The organism is Dyadobacter arcticus (assembly GCF_011762185.1).
Taxonomy (GTDB): Bacteria; Bacteroidota; Bacteroidia; order Cytophagales; family Spirosomataceae; genus Dyadobacter; species Dyadobacter arcticus.
In genome coordinates, this window is the sequence record NZ_JAASQJ010000005.1 from 223,021 (window position 1) to 244,550 (window position 21,530).

Consider the following 21,530-nt stretch of genomic DNA (forward strand, 5'->3'; position numbering starts at 1 on the left):
GAAAAAAGGCTTCTTAAATCCTGTTTTGTAATCATTGGTCTGTTTGATTGGGTGGGTTAACAGGAGAAGACGTATCCTCTATTTGCACCATTTTTTCAGAATTTCCATCGCCGCTTTCTCTGGCTAGATCCGTCTGGGCGATCAGGTTTTGATTTATTTTTTTGGCTACGGCAGGTGTACTAGTTTCTTTTTTCTGCCTCCCATCATTTGCTCCAAGACTAAAAGGCGTTCGTTGAATAATAGGAGATTCGGATTTTAGTATTATGCTGTCATTCGAATCAACTCCTGAATGAATTTCTCGTCTGATAAGTGTGATTGGCTCCAGTGTCGTAATGAACAGAACAGGGCTTCCAAAGGAATTATTGACATATATCTCATCTTCAACTCCAAATCCTCTACCCAAATAATCTCTGGCAGCGGTTATCGCTTCCGCAATATCTTTTCCCTCTAAAATTTGCTCATATAATCTCTCAAAGAAGGCACTGGAAAACGACATGTCTATTTCGTTCTGCATACCAATAACTGCCGGTATGTTAATTTTCGTAAACTCAAAAGCTATACCTCTTAAAGTGTCATTGATACTTCCGATTTTCGCGCTATCACATGCCTGAAAACTCACAAGTGCTGGCTGTTTTACATCTAACCGGTCTTCCCCAAATAGAGCCGCAAATTTTTTATCCTCCCTCCATTCAGGAATTTTATCTTCGTCTTGGAGTACAAGCATCCCAATCTGTTTGTCTAGCATTCCATGCCCCAGATAATGTACGACGTAACATGGCTCATCTTCATAATCATTCTGCCACTGTCTGTAGATAGTCTCAATGATAGACTTAATTTCTCCAAATGATGCTGACTCTACATATTCCACAACAATAGAGTCCGGGAATTTCCCCTGGAGTTTCGTAAAATATGCTTTAACCTTTGATAATTCACCCAGGCGACTGTCAATGGGAGGCGCAGCATTTCGATTACCCCCAACATTAATAAGTGCGATAACAAACAGTCGTTCCGCATTGGGATGAACAGTCACATTAGATTTTATCCGTCTAATAAGCTGAAATCTTCCCTTAATGTCTGCTGAGAGGTAGATGGCTTTGGAATCCTCCGGTGTTCGTGTCTTATAAAGTATATATTCCCACGGCAGCATGGCCATTCCGGACTTCTCGTCGAACTCGAGAAATATCCGGCAAATTTTTGTAGCATCGCGTCTTGAAATTTCCAAATCGGTTTCTGCTACTTTCAAAAAATAATCCCTGATGTCTTTATCATTGGGTTTACCAAATAAAATTCTTGCGAGCATTTCGCCCAAAAACTCAAAATCTTGTTTCTGGAAAAGATCCCTCTCGGCTTTGATCAAATTAAGAACTTTATGAAAAACCTTGGCGATGCCGAGCTCAATACGAATATTTTTGGCGATCGGTGTGTTTTCGCTGTTATCATCCAAATTGAAAGACACATCGTTTGCAGACAGCAACTTATCTATAAAGGTAATTTTCTCCTTTCCAATACTAATTCTGAGGTTAACAAAATTATTTTCAGCCATGATTAATGAGTTAGATTGCTGCTATTTTGGAGTTAATCATATCCCAAAACTCTTCACTTTCTGTGTTGGTATGATTCGCCCCCAGATTGAATTTAGGCTTAATTAGGCTTTTTACTTCGTCTGCGAAGTCCAGGATCAGCTTTTTAGCGTGAGCCTGAGTGAGGTCTGGACTTTGTCGCATTTCTATACTCAATACCGTAAGCATTTTTTTTATCCGCTCCTTATGATCTGCGGATACCTCTGTGACCTTAAGTTCATTCAGAATCTTTTGATAGGATTGCCATACCGGTAAGAGCCTGATATCACTTCGCGTCTCCGAACGGGTTAAGCTAAACATAACATATTCATCTTCCCTAAAAACCTTTGCTACATTTTGACTACTGCCGTAGTAAAGTCTATTTCCAATGACAAAAAAATGTTTAGGATTCCAATTTTTTGTTGATTTATCAATTATAACGTGATACCCAGGCGCAAATTGATCATTCGCATCCCTATCAAATTCTTGTCTGAAACCTAAAATTGGTTTTAGACTTTTTGTGTCAAGCAGCGTATCGATTGCACCTAATACTACATTAGCAATCTTCAAATAACTGCTAACTAACGAAGCAATATTTTCGCTGAAAACACTCGCAACCTTTTCGATAAAATCTAGTGAATTGGAGAGATGATTTTGCGTTAAAGACTCGCATAACACCATGCTCACAACAACGCGTCCCCCAGAATAAGGGTGGATACCTGCTACCCTGGTATCACTAAAAAGCATACCCTCCGGAATGTTTTGAACCTTATTTTTTATTAAGTTTCTTCCGACTATAAAGGGATTATCTATTTCCTGTTCTCCGTAAATATAGCTGGAAAGACAAACAACCATAGGCTCAATTTCTCTGAACCATCTTCGTCTCTCTGATAAGAACATTTCATTTACTTTAACCGTAAAATAATGCTGATTTGGCTCAAACTGGCCTTTTAGGTCAGCACCAATGTCAATATTCTCATTAGGAATGCGAAAAAAAACCGGCAGTTCGGCTGGGGATGATGCCAAATTTCTAAAAAAATCTTTAAGACCCATGATGGAAGGCGATATAGTTAGAAAAGCATACTTCTTTCTTAAATTAATAAATATACTAAATCGTTTATATATACAATGAATTTTTCTGTTCTAACCTGTGCATTCGTATAATAAGACTTTAAACAGTCCACACACCCATTGGCAAATTCTGCATCATGCCAATTGTCTCCAAAAAGGTCTGATTAAATTAGAAATAAAAATGATGTTGTTCTACTGCGTATTGGATACATCTCCATTCCCTGGTTCACCTCGAGCAATCTGGACAGGATAACTGATTCCGCCTCATGCATTTAAACGACTATCAGGACAAATCAAACGGATATGAGTAAACGCAGTGACATTCATATTTTGTCGCTCCAAGGGTATTGATGGAGTCGATGCGGCGTCCGTTCAAAACTGGGCAAGGTAATTTTCTTTAAATGCGACTGTTCAGGATGTAGGTTGTGGCGAAGGCGACCCGATTTCGATCGCATTGGTAAATGATGGTTTAACTGTTTATGGCATCGACCCCTCACCATCAATGGTTCAAATCTTCAAGTAGAACTTCCCATATAGTACCGTTGCCTGTGAATCCGTGGAAGATTCCTCGTTTTTCAACCGGCAATTCGATGCGATTGTTGCTAGGGGCTAATGTTCCTTTTGACGGAAGAAATACAAGAAGTCGTGACTCAAAAATTAGCAAAGGCGCTTTTGACTGGCGGAAAGTTTCTATTCACCGCTCCTACTCAAAAAATGAAATGGAACGATGCCATTATAGAAATAGAATCGATATCGTTTCGAGCGGCGAGGTATAGGTAGTTGCTAGCTGCGTCGGACTTTAATTATCCAGGAATTTGAAGACGAGGGGGAGAATCATTACTATCATACAGAAAAGCGTTTAGATTCAACCACTTTTCAATCCGGCACTGGTAGTGTCGTATACTCTACCCCGCATACCCTAGTTGACCATATGGCTCAGAAAGGCAGCAAAAGATTCAATGTTCTGTTTCACTGGCATTTTCCAATGACTACATACTAGAGCGCTTTACATTTATCAGTAGTATTACGCATATAAGCTATTGATCAGTGCCGATTGCGGCGTAGACATGCGGATGCCGCGAGTCGTTGAAAATATATTAAATGATGCTGTGATATTCTTATTAAACCGTGTCAAATTTAAGACGTGTTGCAAGCGGCAAACAATGGTTTTTTTTAATAAGATAATCGGTATATATCCGATTATCTTATTAAATTTACACATGGATTTGATTCAAAGTATACTAAGTCTTTCTAGCCAGCCACTAACCCACCAGTTGCTCCGCTCGCTGTTGAAGGATTACAAACGTCCCAATGATAAAATCCATGAACTCATCTCATCAGGCATTATTGAACCTATAAAAAAGGGTTTATATTTGCCGTCGACGAAACTTTCAGAAACGCGTACGGAGCCATTCCTCCTTGCAAACCACATGCTTGGCCCCAGTTACGTGTCTTTTGACAGCGCACTCTCATACTATGGACTAATTCCAGAGAGGGTGTTCGAAGTATCTTCCGCAACGATAAAGGCATCCCGCAGCTTTAATACACCGACAGGCGCGTTCAGCTTTACACGAATGCCACTTCCTTATTACAGCTTCGGAATTCATCAAGTTAAGCTGGGAGAAAACCAGAATGTGCTGATCGCATCTCCTGAAAAAGCGCTATTCGACAAAATAGTCAACACAGCAGGTTTGAAGCTACGCAGTAAAATTGCAGCCAGCGACTACCTGATTGAAAACTTGCGAATAGACGCGGATCAGTTGCAGCAGCTGGGTATAAAAACAATGGAAACCTGGCTAACGGACTCCCCTAAACGCGAGAGCTTGGCACAAGTCATTAAATTCATCGAGGAACTATGATTAAAGATTGGCTCGCGAGCTATAATCCCGCCAACAAGGATGATGCCGCTCAGGCCTTGCGTGAAATCATGCAGGAGGTTGCCCTGGCTGGACTATATCGGAAAGGCTTCTTTGAAAAGGCTGCATTTTATGGTGGAACTGCACTCCGCATCTTTTACGGACTCGACCGCTTTTCAGAGGATCTCGACTTCTCCCTGCTCGAAGTTGACCCCAATTTTTCGATCAATACCTACATGCCTGCTCTCGTCGATGAATTCAAGGCGCTGGGAATGCATGTATCAATCAAGGAAAAACAGAAAGCGGTTAAAACCAACATTGATTCTGCATTTTTAAAGTCAGAGACAATTTGGCGCGAACTGGTTTTGGAAGGCGTCGTGCCTCAGCAAGGGCTCGGACAAACGGCCAGTATCAAGATCAAACTGGAAGTCGATACGATGCCGCCGTCGGGCTTTGATACCGAAGAAAAGCTGCTGCTGAAACCATTCTCATTTTATGTAAAATGTTTCAGCATTTCAGACCTCTTCGCTGGAAAAATGCACGCACTGTTTTTCAGAAAATGGAAAGACAATGTGAAGGGTCGAGACTGGTATGATATGGAATGGTATATCCGAAAAGGCGTTCCATTGAACCTAAAACACTTCGCATTACGTGCAAAAGACAGCGGAGATTGGGAGCAGGAAAATATCAGTGAAGCCGAGTTTCGGGAACTGTTGAATGCCAAAATAGATGCGGTTAACTTCCAGCGGATCAAGGATGACATTCGGAGATTTATACCGAATGCCAGCGTTTTGGATATTTGGAGTCCTCAGTATTTTCATGATTTGGCCTTAAAACTGAACATTGGCTTGCAAAATTGATACGTACTCTCTGGATTTTCGTACGAGCTGGGTTGTTAATGGTAGGATGGCTGATTGGAATGTCAATCCTGTTATTATTTGTATTTATTTTATGGCTACCAGATTGTGAGAATACGAGATATGAAACTTTGTATTCGCCTAACCGAGCTCACAAAGCCATTCTTTATGCTCGTGACTGCGGTGCTACCACTGGATACGCTACAAATATCTCTCTTGCGAAGGCCGATGAAGACATTGACACTGGTTTCAGAATATTTACCGCGGATTACGACAATGGAAAGGCAAATCTCCATCCAGTACACCCTGAGCTGATCGATATTAATGTCAGGTGGATAAATGACCGTTTGTTGGAACTTTCATATATGAAAAGAATGCGAGGCTATTTACGGAAAAGCATATGGTAGGTGGAATAAAAATAATTCATCACAAGAGGTAAAAGGTAAGCGCCCAAAGAAGTTTGAGAGTACGATAATTGCTTAACTTTGTGAAGCAAAATCGCAGTTACCACCGCCAAAACCCACAGGCATTTTCCAAACTTTGAACACCAAAAACCACCCGAAAACGCACTCAAAACCCAGCGAAAATCACCCCTAAACACCTCAATTTTCGCTAAAAGAATTATACATAACAAATATACTGTTGTACTATATGTATAAAAAATAGTGAGTCTTTCGTGTAGTTCACTTCAAATAACGGGGTTAAAACCTTGAATATGAGCCGATTAAAGGCAAAGTTCGAGACCCGTCTCCCTCCGCGCGGCGGCCGCCCTTGAAATAAGTTCAAGGTCAAACACAATGCCTGTAAATCAATGATTTGCGGGCATTTTTGTTTTTCATATCATATCAAAAAATGCACATGTTTTCAGTGTAGCAATTCCGGATTGAATCACTTTGACTAAATGGTCAACCTCAGGCGTATCATTTTAAACCCGCATTTTTTGCAAGATCCCTGAATCGCGAATCCCTGTGCCACCGTTATACTCCATCAAAAAACTATATTTACAAATTAGATAACCACTTTATAACTTTCATTTCTATACGTGAATATTTTACTTGTGTCAGGTCCTGGCATCTCACTGAAAGAGCCTTATAACAGCGGTATAGAAGCGTTTATAGTTTCTTTTGCCAACCAACTTGTTGATGAAGGGCATGCGGTAGATGTTGTTGCGGATGAGGCGGAAGCTGGCGCTAAATTTATGCTCATAAACCCGTTTACTGCATTTTCTTCAGAAAGACCTAACTTTTTTACACGTTTAAAAGAAAAGCGTCAGTTTAAAAATCTGGGTGTCGATTCATATGATGTCATTCACTATAATATGTTTTACCCGCATCTGTTAGAGGCAGGATTGCATTACAACAAAACATCGTTTCTGACGCTACATTCGCCGGCTGACAGCACACGAATATCGGCCTATAAAAAGCTTTCGCAGCAGAGCGATGTCATATTCGTAGCGATATCAGAAAGGGTCAAACGTCAATGGGAACAGGCGCTTGGTATAGATATGCCACTCATATACAACGGTATAAACATGGATCTTTGGCCGACAAACAGCTCGGGGGACCGTGAGTATCTGCTGTGGTCGGCACGAATCAATGAAGAAAAGAATGTTGCAGCTGCCATTTGCGTGGCAAACCATATGCAGCTGCCGCTGAAGATTGCTGGCAGAATTGTTGACCAACATTATTTTGATGAGAAGGTCAAACCGCACCTTAATAATCAAATTCAGTATGTTGGGCACGTGACCCAGCGCGAACTGAGCGGCTTAGCGAAAAAAGCGTCTGCTTATCTCGCAACGGCAACATGGCAAGAGCCGTTTGGTTTGGCTGCCTTAGAGATGTTGGCGAGCGGCGTGCCAATCGTTGGCTTTAATACCGCTGTTCCGCCGAATTGGGAGCATGAAAGTGTATTAACAACTGCATCTCTCCGTTGGCAAGACTTAGTAGAGCTCGTTAGAAAGAGTAATGCTATCAGTCCGGGTACATGTAAAGAATTTGCATCGACCATGAATATACAAAATATGACTTCGAGCTACGTAAAGCTATATAGAGAAGTATTGTTGCAAGAAGGTATTGGTGAAGAAGCTATATCCGAAAACGACCGCGTGTTATCAATAGGCTCTTACAACCGCGAACATTGAAATAAAGTGGGCATATGAAGATTGCTGTTATAGCCAAAACCAGACTGCCGATAGCTGAGCCATTTCGAGGAGGCTTAGAAGCGTTTACCTACGCATTATGTAAAGAGTACATATGTCTCGGCCACAAAATCACTTTGTATGCGCATGCGGATAGCGACCCCGAACTGAAGGTAAAAGGATTTTACGGCGATGAGCATAGGGAACACGAGCACTTCGAAATATATGAGAACGATGAATACCTCTCGATACTCGAAGATATTGAACAAAATGATTTCGATATTGTTCATAACAATTCGACGCATGAGCTACCGATACTATGGGGCGTGAAGGCTCCGATTCCGGTGGTCACGACAATACATACGCCACCAATCAGCAAATTAAAAGCAGCTGTTAAGATTTGCTCGGGTTCTGAAAATCTTCATTTCGTGATGCCCTCAAAATCCTTTGAAGCTACGTGGCAGCCATATATGACTAACGGTTCAATCGTCATTTATAACGGTGTTGACATGGTTAAGTGGCCGCTCGTACGTATAAGTCGGGACTATCTGTTTTGGTTTGGAAGAATCGTGCACGCTAAGGGTCTGGACATCGTGATAGACGCGGCCCACGAAATAAATATGCCATTAAAGTTTGCCGGACCACTCGACGATAAAAGGTATTTTGATGAACAAATTAGCCCTCGCATGACGGCAAACGATACATACCTTGGTCATTTAAAACAGTCTGATATACAGTTGCATATGAAAGGAGCAGCCGCTATGATCAATGCTGTCCGCTGGGAAGAGCCGTTTGGCCTCACCAACATAGAAGCCATGTCGTCGGGTGTGCCGATAGCCGGATTCGACCGCGGTGCTTTTCTGGAATTAGTCAATATGGAGAGCGGAGTTGTTGCGGAGCAAAAAAATGTAAAATCTCTTGCAAAAGCAATCGCAGCTGCGATACCACTTGAGAGCGACAAAGTCAGGCGCCACGCAGAAACATTTTCTTTGAGAACGATGGCTAAGCGCTATATAAATTACTTTGAGGAATTGCTATGAAGATACTCATTGTTGCCGGGCCATTCATCTCGCTGCGTGAGCCATACAACGGAGGCACGGAAGCATTCATCGTTGAGCACGCAAACGAATTAGTGCGCCTGGGGCATACAGTCGATGTTATAGCAAAAGACGCAGATGAAAAAAATCTGTTTCAGGTGATTGAATTTCATGAGAGCCCGCTTAGCATGAAAGATGATTCGTACCGGGCATGTCCGGAATGGCTCGGACAGCAACACTATCAGACGCTACAGTATGGAATGTTAGACGTTAGTCGCTACGACGTCATCCATTATAATTCATTTATACCCAAAATCTACGCAGTCGGCGCACTCTTCAGAACTCCAAGCATACTAACATTGCATCTGCCACCAACAGAAAAATTTGTACTGATGTATAAATTTTTTATTAAGCATGCGCCTGTCTTACCTATCGGTATCTCGAACCGAATGAGCGAACAATGGAAGGCATTCCTCGGCAAAGATGTGGAGGTAATCTTAAATGGAATACTACTACAGAAGTGGAAGTTACACGTTCGAAATCCTGACGGGTATTTATTATGGAGCGGGCGCATTGCAAAAGAAAAGAACGTTGAAGCCGCTATACATCTGGCCAATTATTTAAAACAGCCACTTAAGATTGTCGGAGCCGTTTTTGACAAAGAATATTTCCGAGACCATGTGCAGCCGCAGCTAAATGAACGTGTTGAATACATCTCCCATGCCACTCAGCAACAGTTAAGTAAACTGGCGGCAGGCGCTTCAGCGTATTTGGCAACAGCTACCTGGGAAGAGCCTTTCGGCTTGAGTACGATAGAGATGCTTGCAAGCGGTTTACCCGTCGTTGGGTTTAATACCGCCATACCTCCGGAGCTGCGCAACGAAAAAGTATCCATAGCAGTTGATTCACATGACTGGCGGGATCTAATAAAGCTGTTAGATATCACAAAACAATCGGAACCGGAAGCGTGCAGAGAATTTGCAGCCTCATTCGATATGAAAAAAACTTCCGCGGCTTATATAAACGTCTATGAACGCATAGCGAAAAAGGCCAGGGGATGAAGAAGCCAACGATATTCTATTTTGTACATGCGCACGGAAATGGCCATAGGGCGACATTCAATATGTTGTATCCGGCATTATCAGTCATTTTTAAGGTTATAGTGATAACGACGAACAGTGAAATAACCGGGTATTTGCACAAGAAGCACGACGTTCAGGTGCTGGAGCTGCCTCCAAAGTATCCGACTGGCTACGAGATACCACAACATACGTTTTCAAAAGCCTTTGAAGTTACGCCGTATGCGATCGGGCCTGCAGGGCGAGCAAAAGCGCTGACTGAAGCTATAGAGCGCTACCAGCCAAAAGCTTTCTACTGCGACGGTGTTCCTGAGTTGGCAATCATGGTTCGGGGCATGGGCGTCCCAGTCGTTTTGGTCCACCTGCCCGGAAATGTGATGAGCGATCCGACACAGGTTTTTGCGCATGAACTGGCGGATCATATCGTAGCTCATTTTCATTCTTCTCTGGAACAGGCGAACTACCAGTTTGCATCCAAAACATACTACAGCGGATATATGTCACAGTATTCTGGCTGTGGTTTTAAGCGAAGCAACCGTTCAGATATTAGTAACATAACAGTCCTATTAGGCTACAATAATTACGATGAATCGGTACTTAAAAATATTACGAAAGATCAAAATACACAGTTTACTATTATTGGTAATAAGCGAGATTATGATTTAGATAAAAATTGTATACTGCTCGGCCCAGTTAAAGACATCAGTGAAGCTATTGTTGGAGAAGTAGTGATTTCTGCAGCTGGTCAAAACACGATTGCGGAACTATTGTCACTTGATAAACGTATGGTCCTGCTTCCAGAGCCCAGACCGTATGACGAGCAAGTAGTACATGCAAATGTATTAGCTAGTCAAAATGTTGCGCTTTTAGCGCAGGAAATTTTCAGCGCTGAGCAGTGGCAAAACCTGCTGCAAAAAGCGAAAGTATTTACACCTTTTTACAAAAATTTGGTGAATGCGTCAGCACCTGAGGAAATAGCGCAGAAAATGAGAAACTGGTATGCCTGAATTCAGCATTGTAACAATTGTTAAGGGAAGGCGAAAGCAATTAGCCAATCTTCTTGACTCTATAAAAGCATCGACGAATCTTCCCTACGATATACAAGTTGTTTGTATGGACGACCTGGACGGAATTGCAACTCCGAATGGTTTGAATGTGAACATCCATTTAATTAAGCAAATTCATGAGCTGCCACTAGCTGCGGCGCGGAATGTGGGAATGACCGCTGCAAAAACAGGCAACGTCATATTTATAGATGTAGACTGCATTGTATCGCCAACGCTGTTTGCAAATATGCTGATGGTTTTGGAAGCGGAAAATATAATTACAGCTTATCCTTTGTATCTGCCAGTATTGCCAGACACAGGAAATTATGGTGATCTAAAGCATAAAGCGGTGACTCACCCTGCCCGGGAGCGCATACCGGTCGGCCAGCCGGTTGAACATTTGCAATTCTGGTCTTTAATATTTGGTATTCAAAAGCAAACGTTTGAAAAAATTGGTGGCTTTGATGAATCCTTTGTCGGGTATGGGGCAGAAGATACAGATTTTGCCATGATGTTTCACAAGGCGGACTTTAAGCTGATCTTTGTACGCGATTACGTATTACACCAATATCACGATAAGCACGATCCGCCGGTAAACCATTTTCATTCGATTATTGAGAACGCTACGCGGTACCAGCAGAAATGGGATGTTTTGCCCATGCAGCGATGGTTGAAAGCATTTGAAGAAATGGGCTTAATAAAAATCGATCAGGCAGATAACATTACCGTCAGTCAAAAACCTACAGATAGCCAGATAAAAAACAGTGTTTCGAAACATCCTTATTGATCCAGTAACATACGCATGCAACATTACGAGAAAATTGCAACAACCATTCTATCTACTGCCATTCATCGTGGTGCTGAGAAAAGTACCTGTCCTTCTGAAATTGCTCGCATGCTATATCCTAACGGCTGGCGTAAGCATATGAAAGATGTACTCGGGGTAGCAATTGATTTGCATAACAAAGGTAGCGTAGTAATAACACAAAAGGGAATGCCTGTTGATGTTAAGGATTTTAAGGGGCCGGTCCGCATTAAAATTATCTGAAAATGGCGGTTTATATTATCTGGCAGCTAAATAGATTAAAAGCAAACAAAAATCACGTTAGCTTGTTGAACAAGCCGCCTGAGGCAGCATTAATAAAAACGGAAGCGCTTTGGAGTAATCCAGCTGCTCGTAGAACATCCCCAAGCGGTTTAGGTTGAGATAGTATTGGTTGACGTTTTGGTAATAGTAGAGCTCACTCTGAACAAACCATGCTTTTTCACCGAGCATTTCCGCTAAGAACCATTTCTCCAGAAGACGACCCGCTCTCCCATTACCATCTTCGAAGGGATGGATATTGACAAATGTCAAATGAATAAGTGAGCCGTAATAAAAAATTTGCTCAATACTGTGCGCTTGCTTTTCCAAATACTCAATGTCTCTCCACAAATCATTAAATAACGATTTGACTTCTGTGCCCAAAGCGGCTTCGTACTGAATCCGGAACGTCTTATGCTCCATGACCACCATATTTCCTTTCCGGCAAACACCCCTTTTCTTTTCCGGCAAAAGATGTGTAGTTAATATATGATGTGCCTCAAGAAAGTTTTTCTCGGAAAGTGCATTTTTTTGGGCAAAAATGTATGCCTCATACAGGTCATTGGGTTTCTGCACCAAATCTTCCAAATATTCCGTATTCAGCATCTTATGCTTAATATAACTGTCTATCTCCATTGGCTCACCTTCAATCTTACTGGATGCCATCGCCGACACTGACGTGTAAAAACTGAACCGTTCTGTGGACGTCTCGGCTTCGTGCAACCCCTCAAAAGCTTCGGCCAGACCAAGGGGAACATTTGCCAGATACAATGACAGCAGATCCTGGTTTAAAATTTTCAATTTACTTTTCTCCATTCAGTGACTGGTGCCATTTTGGCCTATATTTTGATTTGAAGTTGATACACATTTACTACCGTTTGTGGGGTAAATATAGGAGATTTGAAAATCAATGCGGATTTGTATGACCGTGAAAGCTGACGTGAAAAAACAAAAAAAGGACTGTCGCCAACAGTCCTCCAATCCCTACGCTTTCGCCCCCATTTTTTCGAGCCCTTCCCAAAGTACTTTCAGGTCAAAAAGAGCTGACTTTTCAGCTTGATCAAACGGGATATCCGAGTGATAAAGAGCCAGATCGTGGATCATTTTGAGCGATTGGGATAATTCCCGACAGCCCTGACAATCGACGATATACAAAAAATCTGCCTGCGATTGCGTCAGCGGAGCGCCGACATCTAATGCTTGACGTGCATCATTCGTTGGGTTGACTGAATTTGCATTCGAGTCGACACCGTTTCCATTAGGAGTTTGCAATTAAAAATGGATTTGGGTGAATAAATAAGGAGAGGTCACCGCAAACTCCATCAATGAACAACATCGATCAGGCTTCGGGACTTGCACCCGTATGCCTCTCCAAGGCCATTTTGGCCTGATTTTAAAATTGTTGTTCATGAAAAAAATGTAGTTTGCGGGGCAAATATAGGAGAAATTTTGGATGGGTGGCTAGGGAATGAATAAACGGTAAGACTTTATAAAAACATGACGTTGATGAAGATAAATTTGCTTCGATATTGGAGATTTAGTAGGCGTCTACGAGAAAATAAATAGGAAGGTTTTTTCCATAGCTTTGCGTTTTAGCCGCCTAATGCATGAACCTTCCGAGTTACGATACCGTCGCCTATGCCGAAAACGCCTTCCAGTTTTATAGTAAAGGCAATCACAATATGCTGATCGCTATTGTGAAGCTACCCAGGAGTGACAATGAATACAATCTTGGCTTCGGAGTTTGGAATCGTGAGACCAATAAGATCGATGACAAAATCTCGGTCAATAACGGTGACCGCAACCAGATCCTGGCGACGGTGGCAAAAAAGGCACTCGAATACATTGATAACCATCCTGAAATAAAGCTCTTAGCCACTGGTTCAGTCAGGAAGAAGGAAGGTTCTGATGAGTTCGAAATGCGTCTAAGAACGCGCTTATATCAGATGGGCATTAGCTAACACTAAGACTATCTGGTAGAGCGGTATAACATCGAAGGCTTAAAAGCTGTCAAAAACAAGGAAGGTGAAATAGAGGGAGATTGGCCAGATTGGAAGGGCGAATGGGTTCCGTTCACAAAAGGCACCAATTATGACGCATTTTCGTTAAATTTGAAGAGATGATTACATTGATAATCAATAGAAAGGGCAACATGGCAACTCAAACGACAAAAAAACAAAAGGTGGAACAAAAGGTAGTATTTGCCTCTGGGTATACACATGCCAAAGCAGCGCATCAAGTATCTCACAATAAGCCTTTTTTGATGCCGGATTTATTTTTAGAGCAGGCGGAAGATATGGGCCATTTTTTGGATAAAAATCCACTTCCTCAGAGAGACTAGCGGGCCGCCAATTTCTGTTCGCCGCCTCCTATTTCAATTTCACCGGCTACACTCTTTTTCAGCAACCAAATCAGCGCAAAACTCTCGCCGGTGGTGAGAGAAATACATTCCTGCATTGACCTAATGTGAGCGGTAATTTTCGGTGCTGACCGCTCAGTATCTCTTGAAGCTGCCGGACAAGAAGCTCATTAGACAAAATTGCATGAGTTATTGACGTAGACTAAAACCTTTATTTCAGAACCATTTTCCTGACGTCAGGAAAATGGTGGACAATTATGAGCCTAAAACACGCATTCAAATCAATGGAGAATGCTCTCGATCGACACGCTCAAAAATTACCTTATATTCATTTTCATCAATAACACTTTGAAAAACGCCAACATGCGATAGGTTTGGACGGGCCAAAATCTTTAAAATATCTTCCTTCAAGGTTACATCGGAATTTACTCCAAAGAAGATGTTTAGTATTGAAGCGGGTTCTAAGTTTCTGACAAAGATTGGATCGTTTAATTCGTTTGGCTGGGTAAACCGAATGGACAAGTTTTCCAGGATATTGATTCTATTCGGGTGAACATATTTAAAGAGTCTCAAAGTCCTATTATGTCTAATATGATCGTAAAATTCACGGCGTTCTGCTCTATGCATTCAACTCCCTCAACACCAGCATCTGCAACTCAGCCTGCGGTAGCAAAAGCTGATACTCAGCAACACCTATCGGCTTGTTAATGTCTTGCAATGCTATTTCAACATCCAAATGATCTTTATCGGCACAAAGGATAATGCCGATGGAAGGGTTTTCATTCTCGCTTTTTTCCAAACGGTCAAGTAAGGAGAGGTAGAGGTTCATTTTTCCCACATATTCCGCTTTGAAACTGCCAATTTTCAGTTCAATCGCAACTAGGGAACGCAGGCCGCGATGAAAGAAAAGCATGTCTACAAAATATTCCTTACCATTGTATTCCAGCCGGTATTGGTTGCCAATGAAACTAAATCCTCTGCCCAATTCCAGTATAAATGCCCTTATTTTGGCAATCAGTCTGTTTTCCAGTTCCAACTCTTTAATGGGTTCCGTAACGCCCAAAAATCCCAGATTGTAGGTGCTTTTGAATACTTCGTTGGCATAATCGGCATGTGCCTCGGGGAGCGTCTGGTCAAAATTGTGTGTTTTGATTTGTGCCTGGCTGTAACTGTCCATTTTAATGGCATTCAGCAATAAGTCTCTTGACCAACCTTTTGAGAGGGTTTCGCTTGCGTAGAATCCAACAGCTTCTAATAACTGTAACTTGTCCAGCAATAGCACATTATGTCCCCAAGGCAAAACTGCTACAGCCTGTAGCAGTTTTGTATCTGCTTGATAATAACGCTCATAAAAGCGTTTCATATTCCACAGATTTCTCAGCGACACACCCATATCCGGAAATTCATTTTTCAAATCAATAGACAATTGTTTGACAACGCCGCTGCCATAACCTTCTTCCAACTGTCTCTCCGAAAGCAATTTTCCCAGATTCCAGTAAACGGACTGTGTGCTGCTATTTACCTGACGGGCAATGTGTATACGTGCCTCCCGAATCTGGCTAATAGCTTGGTGCAGTATTTCTTTGTACTCTGCTTCGTTGAAGCTTGGAAGTGTTATTTTGTCTTTACTCATAAAAAGAAGGCATAACAAGCGATTTGGTTTCTCTTACTCATTCAGGTTCGTTTCGCGATCTGGTCAAATTTAGCTTTTTATTTTGGTTACGGTCAAATAACCTCACCTAACCGCCATCTTCACCATATCCTTCAGGCATAATGTGGAGCTGACTCGCGCAATGCCCAATTGATACTCATCGGCTTCGCTCCATAATGGTCGATATAGTCGGCCAGGCCCAGGAAGACATAGGCAGTCGTATTATTGAATTCATCATTGTTCTTTTCCCGCACAAAAAGAAGAATAGATTTCCCTTTATGCTTTTGCTTTACATATGACAGCCCCTTGCCAGTCTCAGGCCGGGCCGTGTTCTGAGATTGCCAATGAAATATCTTCTCACTGACTGCGTAATCGTTATACAATGTGGTTGGAGAGTAATTTGCTTCTGTCTTTTCCAGCGTTATGAGCAGCAGCACGGCATTCTTTGCTTCCAGGTTTACGACCCCTTCCCGGTTGCTGGATTTCCTTTCAAATGTGCTTTCTCCGAAAGCGGCCAAGATCTGTTCTCTCGAATATCGGCTATATACTTTGAGCGGTTGAACGAAAGTATCAGCAAGCAAATGTTTACTAGAGAGACAAATTCGCAGGGGTTTTGATAGAAAACGATGAAGGATATACGTTCCAGTACAACGACTCCTATCTTCGGTCATCGGATGCTATGCTTGTGAGTTTGAACCAATAGGTGACTCTTCTTGCTGTATTTTACGAAAACCTCATTTTTACACGCGAATTCAACTGGATGTAACATCTTTGATAGCCTCCAGTAACATTTGAAACAGTCCCCCCGCACTCTGGTAACTAGTTTTGTTCTGTTGATCGACACAGACCTTTGAAGCGCGTACCCACATCATCCTGGGTGCTGCTTCATCTCCAAGTTTCCAAACATCTAATCTTAACTGTTATGAAAAAGGTATCCTTATTCTGTCTGACTTTTGTCTGGCTGGCATTGGTGATGCTGAGCCAGAGCTTGTCAGCGCAATGCCCAACAGCCGATCTGACTTTGTCTAATCAATTCAATGTCAATAATTTCGCTACCAACTATCCTGGATGCTCGCATCTGACGCAGAGTCTTTATATTGATTTCGGTGACATTGCTGACCTTTCGCCGCTATCTGGTATCAGGCGGATTGACGGAAACCTGAGCTTAGGCTATCTAAACAATTTAACTAATTTGAACGGCCTGCATAATCTGATTTCCGTCGGCGGGCAATTTGATGTAATTGGAATGAATCAGTTGGTCAACTTAACCGGGTTGAACCAGTTGGTCAGTGTCGGGTCAGACTTCCGAATTCTCTCAAATACCAATCTGGTAAATCTCAATGGTCTAAATGCCCTCGTGTCCATTGGCGGCGGCCTTGATGTTGAGCAAAATCAGAAATTGAACAGTCTGGCTAAGTTGTCGAGTATCACCTCGGTAGATAATTTATATATCAGCGGCACGCTGTCGCTCGCCAGTCTATCCGGTCTGCACAATATAACCAGCGTCAATGGTGCCGTCGACATAAGCGACAATGCGGGCCTGCTTAACCTGGATGCTTTGTCGGGATTAACAACTATTGCGGAAGATGTGGTTATTTCAGGGAATCCACTGATAGCCAACCTTGGCTTTCTTAGTCAATTTACCAGCATTTCAGCAGACTTGTCTGTCACGGATAATGCAGCCTTGAACAGCCTCGACGGCTTACAAAACATTACGTCGGTTGGTGGAAGTCTTACAATTTCAGAAAACCCACTTACCTCGCTAAACGCTCTAAGTAAACTGACAAGCGTTGGTGAAGAACTGCGCCTTGAAGACTGTTCTCTGCTCACTAACTTAAGTGGGCTAGAAAAGCTGACGTCACCCATAGAGCACCTTTCGATTACGGGCAATCCGTTGCTAACGGACATCTCCGCTCTGGCAGGCATCAAAAAGATCAACAGTGCATTAGAAATCACCTTCAATTCCAGTCTGGCAAATTGCGCTCTTCAAGTAATCTGTCAGGCTGTCAGTGGAGGCTTGGATTATATATATATCAGCGATAACACTGGATCATGTGCGACTCAAACAGCGGTTGAATCTGCTTGTACGGCTTTGCCTGTAACGCTGGTGCGTTTTGACGCGAAGAAGGAAAGTCGAGCTACGCTTTTATCCTGGGAGACTACCGTTGAAAACAACAGCAGCCACTTTGTGATTGAAAAAAGCAGTGAAAGGCGCATAAGCTGGAATGAAATAGGTTCAGTCAGATCGGCCGGAGAAAGCAAAGAGGTTGTCCGCTATTCTTTTATCGACGCTGCTCCATTTACCGGAAAAAACCTCTACCGCCTAAAAATGATAGATACGGACGGTTCATTTGCATTTAGCAGAATCCTCAACCTGGAATTTGAGCAGCTTGAAACAGTCGTATACCCAAATCCAGCCAGCAATTTCCTATATGTGGAAAAGACGTTCACCGGGACTCCACTGGAAATCACAAATAGCGGTGGGGTCATCGTGTGGTCAGGTACAGCCAACCTGGGGATGCCACTTGATATCAGCTCCTTACAAAAAGGACTACATGTTCTTAGGACAAGGGGAAAGTCCATAAGATTTTTAATTAGAAAATAAGTTATAGGAAAAAGATGTCTCATTCCGCACTTTTAAGCCAGTTCTTCCTGGGTCATATGCAAGTTTGTACACGCTGCTTTAATTTGTTGACCAACTATTAACAGTAAGGCATCCATGGAGGTAGAGTTTATGTAATATCTTACCAGGTAATTGTCTGGTGCCGGTTGGCGGCTGCGGAAATAATAACCTATTCTACCAGTTTTTTAGAGTAAATTTGATAGGATTCTTAAAATATTTTTATATAGACATCTCATAACTTCTCCAATGATCAGAATGGGTTTGGTGATCGCATGGCTCACGATGCTGCTATCTTCGGTTGGGGTGCTTTTTTGGTATAATGACTGGAAATACCGGCTCCCCACCCCTGTTCCTGCAAACTACGTGAATGTGCCGCCCGGTACCAAAATTGATCTGGGTAAAATGATCCAAAGTACCGGTGACAAACCCGTTTTTCTACATTTCTATAATCCGGAATGCCCTTGTTCCCGATTTAATAAGAGCCACTTTCAATCACTGGTGCGCTCTTATGGAAACAGTGTTCACTTTGTTGTAGTGGTATTATCCGACAAAGCTTATTCGGCCGACGAAATACAGGATAAACTTGGGTTAAAGATACCGGTGGTATTTGATGAGTCCATTGCGACCCGCTGCGGCGTATATTCAACACCGCAGGCAGCTTTGATCGATAAGGATCAGAAACTCTACTACCGCGGAAACTATAATGCAAGCCGATATTGCACCGAAGAAAAGACGGCATACGCAAAAATTGCGTTGAACGGCCTATTGAAAAGCCAGTCGTTGCCAACCCTCACAGCACAAGCATTGAAATCTTACGGATGTACAATGCCTGTTTGCAAAAATTAACTGCTCCAAACCAAATATGAATCGGACTACCGCTTTGCCGGATAATCCAGTCGGTAACTTTCAATCGGAAATAAAGGAAAGATCGGATCGTCTGATGAATTTCTTCCTGCCAGGCTACTTTTTAGTTGGTCTGGCTTTGGCTGGATTTTACGATACGTGGACCATTGCCGTCGGTGTTGGTTGGATTTTGCTGTTGGCCTACTATTCCATCAAGTTTGCCTTGCCCAGGTCTGACCTGTACCAATATGTGCTCAGTGTGGTACTGGGTATTTTCATGGCGCAGTTTATTTACCAGATGCACGGATTGTTTGAAATGCATTTCTTCGCTTTTATTGGCAGTGCGGTCCTGGTCACCTTTCAGAAATGGAAGCTGCAGGTACCGATGATGATCGTGGTACTGCTTCATCACGCCGTATTTGGGTATTTACAAAATACCGGTCTCTCCGAAGTCTATTTTACAACATTGGAATATTTCGATCTGCTGACTTTTATCATTCACATTTTATTGGCTGCTGCAATTTTCTTTATATGCGGGCTTTGGGCTTATACGCTCAACAGATCCTATGAATTACAGATAAGCCAAATGGTACAAATGACCGAGCTCCAAAAGGAAGCCCAGCTTTCCCAGGAAAGAAAACAAAGTGAGGAAATACAAAGAAAGGCTAACGAAACCCTGAGGGCAACCAATGCCGAGTTGATCAAAGCGCGGCAGGAAGCGGACAGGGCCAACCAGGCCAAGAGCGTTTTTCTGGCAACCATGAGCCACGAGATACGCACCCCGATGAACGGGGTTATCGGAATGGCAGCGCTTTTACAGGAAACGCCGCTAAATGAAGAGCAACGTATGTTTACTGAAACCATTGCTACGTGCGGCGATACGCTGATAAACGTAATCAATGATATCCTTGATTTTTCAAAAATAGAATCGGGAAGCCTGGAACTTGAAAATGAGGATTTTAACCTGCGTCAGAATATCGAGGACGTGCTGGATATCTTTGGCAGCAAGGCTGCCCAGATCGGTCTGGACCTTATTTATCAGATAGATGAAAAGATTCCGGTTCAAATCGTGGGCGATTCATTGCGGCTGCGGCAGATATTGATCAATCTGGTGGGTAATGCAATGAAATTCACTGAACACGGCGAGGTCTGTGTGTATGTTACGCAAGAGGAAGCTGGTGTGGACGGGAAATTACAAATACGTTTCGATGTCCGTGACTCAGGAATTGGGATTCCCGAGGACAAATTGGACCGGCTTTTCAAAGCATTTTCACAGGTAGACCCTTCTACTACCCGCAAATACGGCGGCACCGGGTTGGGACTTGCCATATCCTCGAAGCTGGTAAACCTGATGGGCGGAGAAATCAGCGTGACCAGCGAAGTTGATCATGGCTCCACTTTTAGTTTTACAACAAAAACCAGCAGGGGTACCAAAATTCTGCCCACATACTACGGCCAGGATCTGGATGAACATAAGGGAAAGAAAGTCCTGCTTGTTGACGACAATGCGACTAACCTGGCGATTTTGAAACGGCAGATGGAAAGCTGGAAATTGCAGCCAGTATTAGCGTCATCTGGTTCGAAAGCGATGGAGATTTTATTTGAAGATAATGGATTTGACCTGGTACTGACCGACATGCAGATGCCGGAAATGGATGGTGTTAACTTAGCAGAAAACATCAAACGTTATGCCCCACAAATGCCCATTATTCTGCTCAGTTCCATTGGTGAAGAGCTAAAAGACCCGGATCGCCGGCTTTTTGCATCCATACTTACCAAACCCATACGCCAGCATGCCCTGAGCAACCACATCATGAATGCATTTCAAACAAAACCGCTGACAAAAACAGATGTTGTTTCAAACAAGCTTTCAACTGACTTTTCAATCACCTACCCTTTTGACTTACTCGTAGCCGAAGATAATGTCATCAACCAGCATGTAATCGTCCGGATCCTCCAAAAACTGGGCTATCAGCCTGATGTTGTCAAAGACGGCCAGGAAGCGCTGGAAGCAGCAAACCTGAAAAAATATGATCTGATCCTGATGGATATGCAGATGCCAGTCATGGATGGCCTGGAAGCAACCCGCCTGATCCGTAAAACCGTTGTGAACCAGCCCATTATTATCGCGCTCACCGCCAATGCAATGGAAGGTACCCAGCAGCAATGTCTCGATGCAGGCATGAATGATTATATCAGCAAACCGATCAAACTGGATGAACTGACGGGTATGATCAGGAAATGGTCCCAGCAGGTTTGATAATTTTACAAACGCAGTAGTCCGACGCGGGACTGGATCGTTTTTCCGAAGATCTCGATTTCTAGCTG

21 protein-coding genes are annotated in these 21,530 nt (G+C 42.8%); 15 read left to right on the forward strand and 6 right to left on the reverse strand.

The features are described 5' to 3' along the window. Nucleotides 1–31: 31 nt before the first annotated feature. Both FHS68_RS22505 and FHS68_RS22510 read right to left on the reverse strand, forming a co-directional pair. Nucleotides 32–1,543: a CHAT domain-containing protein gene (locus tag FHS68_RS22505; protein WP_167275240.1), complete on the reverse strand. Its 1,512-nt coding sequence runs from the start codon at nucleotides 1,541–1,543 to the stop codon at nucleotides 32–34. Between the two features lie 10 nt (nucleotides 1,544–1,553). Next, entirely contained in the window at nucleotides 1,554–2,612 is a 1,059-nt protein-coding gene (locus FHS68_RS22510; RefSeq protein WP_167275243.1) for a hypothetical protein, read from the reverse strand. A 472-nt stretch (nucleotides 2,613–3,084) separates the two neighbouring features. On the opposite strand from FHS68_RS22510, the gene FHS68_RS26870 reads away from it, so the two are divergent. The 10 genes from FHS68_RS26870 (at nucleotide 3,085) to FHS68_RS22555 (ending at nucleotide 11,690) form a co-directional block, all read left to right on the forward strand. Continuing rightward, nucleotides 3,085–3,153, forward strand: a complete 69-nt coding sequence (locus FHS68_RS26870) for a hypothetical protein (RefSeq protein WP_374757532.1) — start codon at nucleotides 3,085–3,087, stop codon at nucleotides 3,151–3,153. A gap of 697 nt (nucleotides 3,154–3,850) precedes the next feature. Continuing rightward, nucleotides 3,851–4,489, forward strand: a complete 639-nt coding sequence (locus FHS68_RS22515; RefSeq protein WP_167275245.1) for a type IV toxin-antitoxin system AbiEi family antitoxin domain-containing protein — start codon at nucleotides 3,851–3,853, stop codon at nucleotides 4,487–4,489. Continuing rightward, nucleotides 4,486–5,346, forward strand: a complete 861-nt coding sequence (locus tag FHS68_RS22520) for a nucleotidyl transferase AbiEii/AbiGii toxin family protein (protein WP_167275248.1) — start codon at nucleotides 4,486–4,488, stop codon at nucleotides 5,344–5,346. Before FHS68_RS22515 ends, FHS68_RS22520 begins: the two co-directional genes overlap by 4 nt. Continuing rightward, nucleotides 5,343–5,750: a hypothetical protein gene (locus FHS68_RS22525; protein WP_167275251.1), complete on the forward strand. Its 408-nt coding sequence runs from the start codon at nucleotides 5,343–5,345 to the stop codon at nucleotides 5,748–5,750. Before FHS68_RS22520 ends, FHS68_RS22525 begins: the two co-directional genes overlap by 4 nt. 635 nt (nucleotides 5,751–6,385) lie before the next feature. After that, the gene (locus FHS68_RS22530) at nucleotides 6,386–7,483 is read left to right on the forward strand and encodes a glycosyltransferase (RefSeq protein WP_167275254.1); all 1,098 of its coding nucleotides are present in this window, start codon (nucleotides 6,386–6,388) and stop codon (nucleotides 7,481–7,483) included. A 14-nt stretch (nucleotides 7,484–7,497) separates the two neighbouring features. Beyond that, complete coding sequence (locus FHS68_RS22535) at nucleotides 7,498–8,520, forward strand: glycosyltransferase (RefSeq protein WP_167275256.1); 1,023 nt, start codon at nucleotides 7,498–7,500, stop codon at nucleotides 8,518–8,520. Then, on the forward strand, nucleotides 8,517–9,578 hold the full coding sequence (locus FHS68_RS22540; RefSeq protein WP_167275259.1) for a glycosyltransferase: 1,062 nt from the start codon (nucleotides 8,517–8,519) through the stop codon (nucleotides 9,576–9,578). The genes FHS68_RS22535 and FHS68_RS22540 overlap by 4 nt, the downstream gene beginning before the upstream one ends. Then, nucleotides 9,575–10,603 carry a glycosyltransferase gene (locus tag FHS68_RS22545; protein ID WP_167275261.1) on the forward strand — a complete coding sequence of 343 codons (1,029 nt, stop codon included), beginning with the start codon at nucleotides 9,575–9,577 and terminating at the stop codon, nucleotides 10,601–10,603. Before FHS68_RS22540 ends, FHS68_RS22545 begins: the two co-directional genes overlap by 4 nt. After that, entirely contained in the window at nucleotides 10,596–11,429 is an 834-nt protein-coding gene (locus FHS68_RS22550; RefSeq protein ID WP_167275264.1) for a glycosyltransferase family 2 protein, read from the forward strand. Before FHS68_RS22545 ends, FHS68_RS22550 begins: the two co-directional genes overlap by 8 nt. A gap of 15 nt (nucleotides 11,430–11,444) precedes the next feature. After that, nucleotides 11,445–11,690: a DUF3253 domain-containing protein gene (locus FHS68_RS22555; protein WP_167275267.1), complete on the forward strand. Its 246-nt coding sequence runs from the start codon at nucleotides 11,445–11,447 to the stop codon at nucleotides 11,688–11,690. 57 nt (nucleotides 11,691–11,747) lie between these two features. On the opposite strand, the gene FHS68_RS22560 is transcribed toward FHS68_RS22555, so the two are convergent. After that, complete coding sequence (locus tag FHS68_RS22560) at nucleotides 11,748–12,542, reverse strand: Fic family protein (RefSeq protein ID WP_167275269.1); 795 nt, start codon at nucleotides 12,540–12,542, stop codon at nucleotides 11,748–11,750. A 168-nt stretch (nucleotides 12,543–12,710) separates the two neighbouring features. Then, nucleotides 12,711–12,998, reverse strand: a complete 288-nt coding sequence (locus tag FHS68_RS22565; protein WP_167275271.1) for a hypothetical protein — start codon at nucleotides 12,996–12,998, stop codon at nucleotides 12,711–12,713. Between the two features lie 335 nt (nucleotides 12,999–13,333). Here FHS68_RS22565 and FHS68_RS22570 point away from each other — a divergent pair, with 335 nt between their 5' ends. Beyond that, nucleotides 13,334–13,687, forward strand: coding sequence for a DUF6934 family protein (locus FHS68_RS22570; RefSeq protein ID WP_167275274.1), 354 nt, complete (start codon nucleotides 13,334–13,336; stop codon nucleotides 13,685–13,687). Nucleotides 13,688–13,878: 191 nt separating this feature from the next. Beyond that, nucleotides 13,879–14,067, forward strand: coding sequence for a hypothetical protein (locus FHS68_RS22575; protein ID WP_167275276.1), 189 nt, complete (start codon nucleotides 13,879–13,881; stop codon nucleotides 14,065–14,067). 637 nt (nucleotides 14,068–14,704) lie between these two features. On the opposite strand, the gene FHS68_RS22580 is transcribed toward FHS68_RS22575, so the two are convergent. Next, on the reverse strand, nucleotides 14,705–15,718 hold the full coding sequence (locus FHS68_RS22580) for a PDDEXK nuclease domain-containing protein (protein WP_167275279.1): 1,014 nt from the start codon (nucleotides 15,716–15,718) through the stop codon (nucleotides 14,705–14,707). A 131-nt stretch (nucleotides 15,719–15,849) separates the two neighbouring features. After that, nucleotides 15,850–16,317, reverse strand: a complete 468-nt coding sequence (locus FHS68_RS22585; protein ID WP_167275282.1) for a DUF3427 domain-containing protein — start codon at nucleotides 16,315–16,317, stop codon at nucleotides 15,850–15,852. A gap of 341 nt (nucleotides 16,318–16,658) precedes the next feature. Between FHS68_RS22585 and FHS68_RS22590 the strand changes: the two genes are divergently transcribed. From FHS68_RS22590 to FHS68_RS22600, 3 genes are all read left to right on the forward strand, one after another. Further along, complete coding sequence (locus FHS68_RS22590; RefSeq protein WP_167275284.1) at nucleotides 16,659–18,341, forward strand: T9SS type A sorting domain-containing protein; 1,683 nt, start codon at nucleotides 16,659–16,661, stop codon at nucleotides 18,339–18,341. A gap of 264 nt (nucleotides 18,342–18,605) precedes the next feature. After that, nucleotides 18,606–19,205 (forward strand): DUF6436 domain-containing protein, encoded by a 600-nt coding sequence (locus FHS68_RS22595; RefSeq protein ID WP_208408404.1) that lies wholly within the window; start codon nucleotides 18,606–18,608, stop codon nucleotides 19,203–19,205. 16 nt (nucleotides 19,206–19,221) lie between these two features. Then, on the forward strand, nucleotides 19,222–21,462 hold the full coding sequence (locus tag FHS68_RS22600; protein WP_167275287.1) for a response regulator: 2,241 nt from the start codon (nucleotides 19,222–19,224) through the stop codon (nucleotides 21,460–21,462). Nucleotides 21,463–21,530 lie beyond the last annotated feature (68 nt).

Coding starts and splice junctions, on each gene's coding strand:
- FHS68_RS22590 (WP_167275284.1), top strand. CDS start 16,659: ATGAAAAAGGTATCCTTATTCTGTCTGACTTTTGTCTGGCTGGCATTG.
- FHS68_RS22560 (WP_167275269.1), bottom strand. CDS start 12,542: ATGGAGAAAAGTAAATTGAAAATTTTAAACCAGGATCTGCTGTCATTG.
- FHS68_RS22595 (WP_208408404.1), top strand. CDS start 18,606: ATGATCAGAATGGGTTTGGTGATCGCATGGCTCACGATGCTGCTATCT.
- FHS68_RS22555 (WP_167275267.1), top strand. CDS start 11,445: ATGCAACATTACGAGAAAATTGCAACAACCATTCTATCTACTGCCATT.
- FHS68_RS22575 (WP_167275276.1), top strand. CDS start 13,879: ATGGCAACTCAAACGACAAAAAAACAAAAGGTGGAACAAAAGGTAGTA.
- FHS68_RS22600 (WP_167275287.1), top strand. CDS start 19,222: ATGAATCGGACTACCGCTTTGCCGGATAATCCAGTCGGTAACTTTCAA.
- FHS68_RS22515 (WP_167275245.1), top strand. CDS start 3,851: ATGGATTTGATTCAAAGTATACTAAGTCTTTCTAGCCAGCCACTAACC.
- FHS68_RS22535 (WP_167275256.1), top strand. CDS start 7,498: ATGAAGATTGCTGTTATAGCCAAAACCAGACTGCCGATAGCTGAGCCA.
- FHS68_RS22510 (WP_167275243.1), bottom strand. CDS start 2,612: ATGGGTCTTAAAGATTTTTTTAGAAATTTGGCATCATCCCCAGCCGAA.
- FHS68_RS22505 (WP_167275240.1), bottom strand. CDS start 1,543: ATGGCTGAAAATAATTTTGTTAACCTCAGAATTAGTATTGGAAAGGAG.
- FHS68_RS22550 (WP_167275264.1), top strand. CDS start 10,596: ATGCCTGAATTCAGCATTGTAACAATTGTTAAGGGAAGGCGAAAGCAA.
- FHS68_RS22570 (WP_167275274.1), top strand. CDS start 13,334: ATGAACCTTCCGAGTTACGATACCGTCGCCTATGCCGAAAACGCCTTC.
- FHS68_RS22545 (WP_167275261.1), top strand. CDS start 9,575: ATGAAGAAGCCAACGATATTCTATTTTGTACATGCGCACGGAAATGGC.
- FHS68_RS22580 (WP_167275279.1), bottom strand. CDS start 15,718: ATGAGTAAAGACAAAATAACACTTCCAAGCTTCAACGAAGCAGAGTAC.
- FHS68_RS22540 (WP_167275259.1), top strand. CDS start 8,517: ATGAAGATACTCATTGTTGCCGGGCCATTCATCTCGCTGCGTGAGCCA.
- FHS68_RS22520 (WP_167275248.1), top strand. CDS start 4,486: ATGATTAAAGATTGGCTCGCGAGCTATAATCCCGCCAACAAGGATGAT.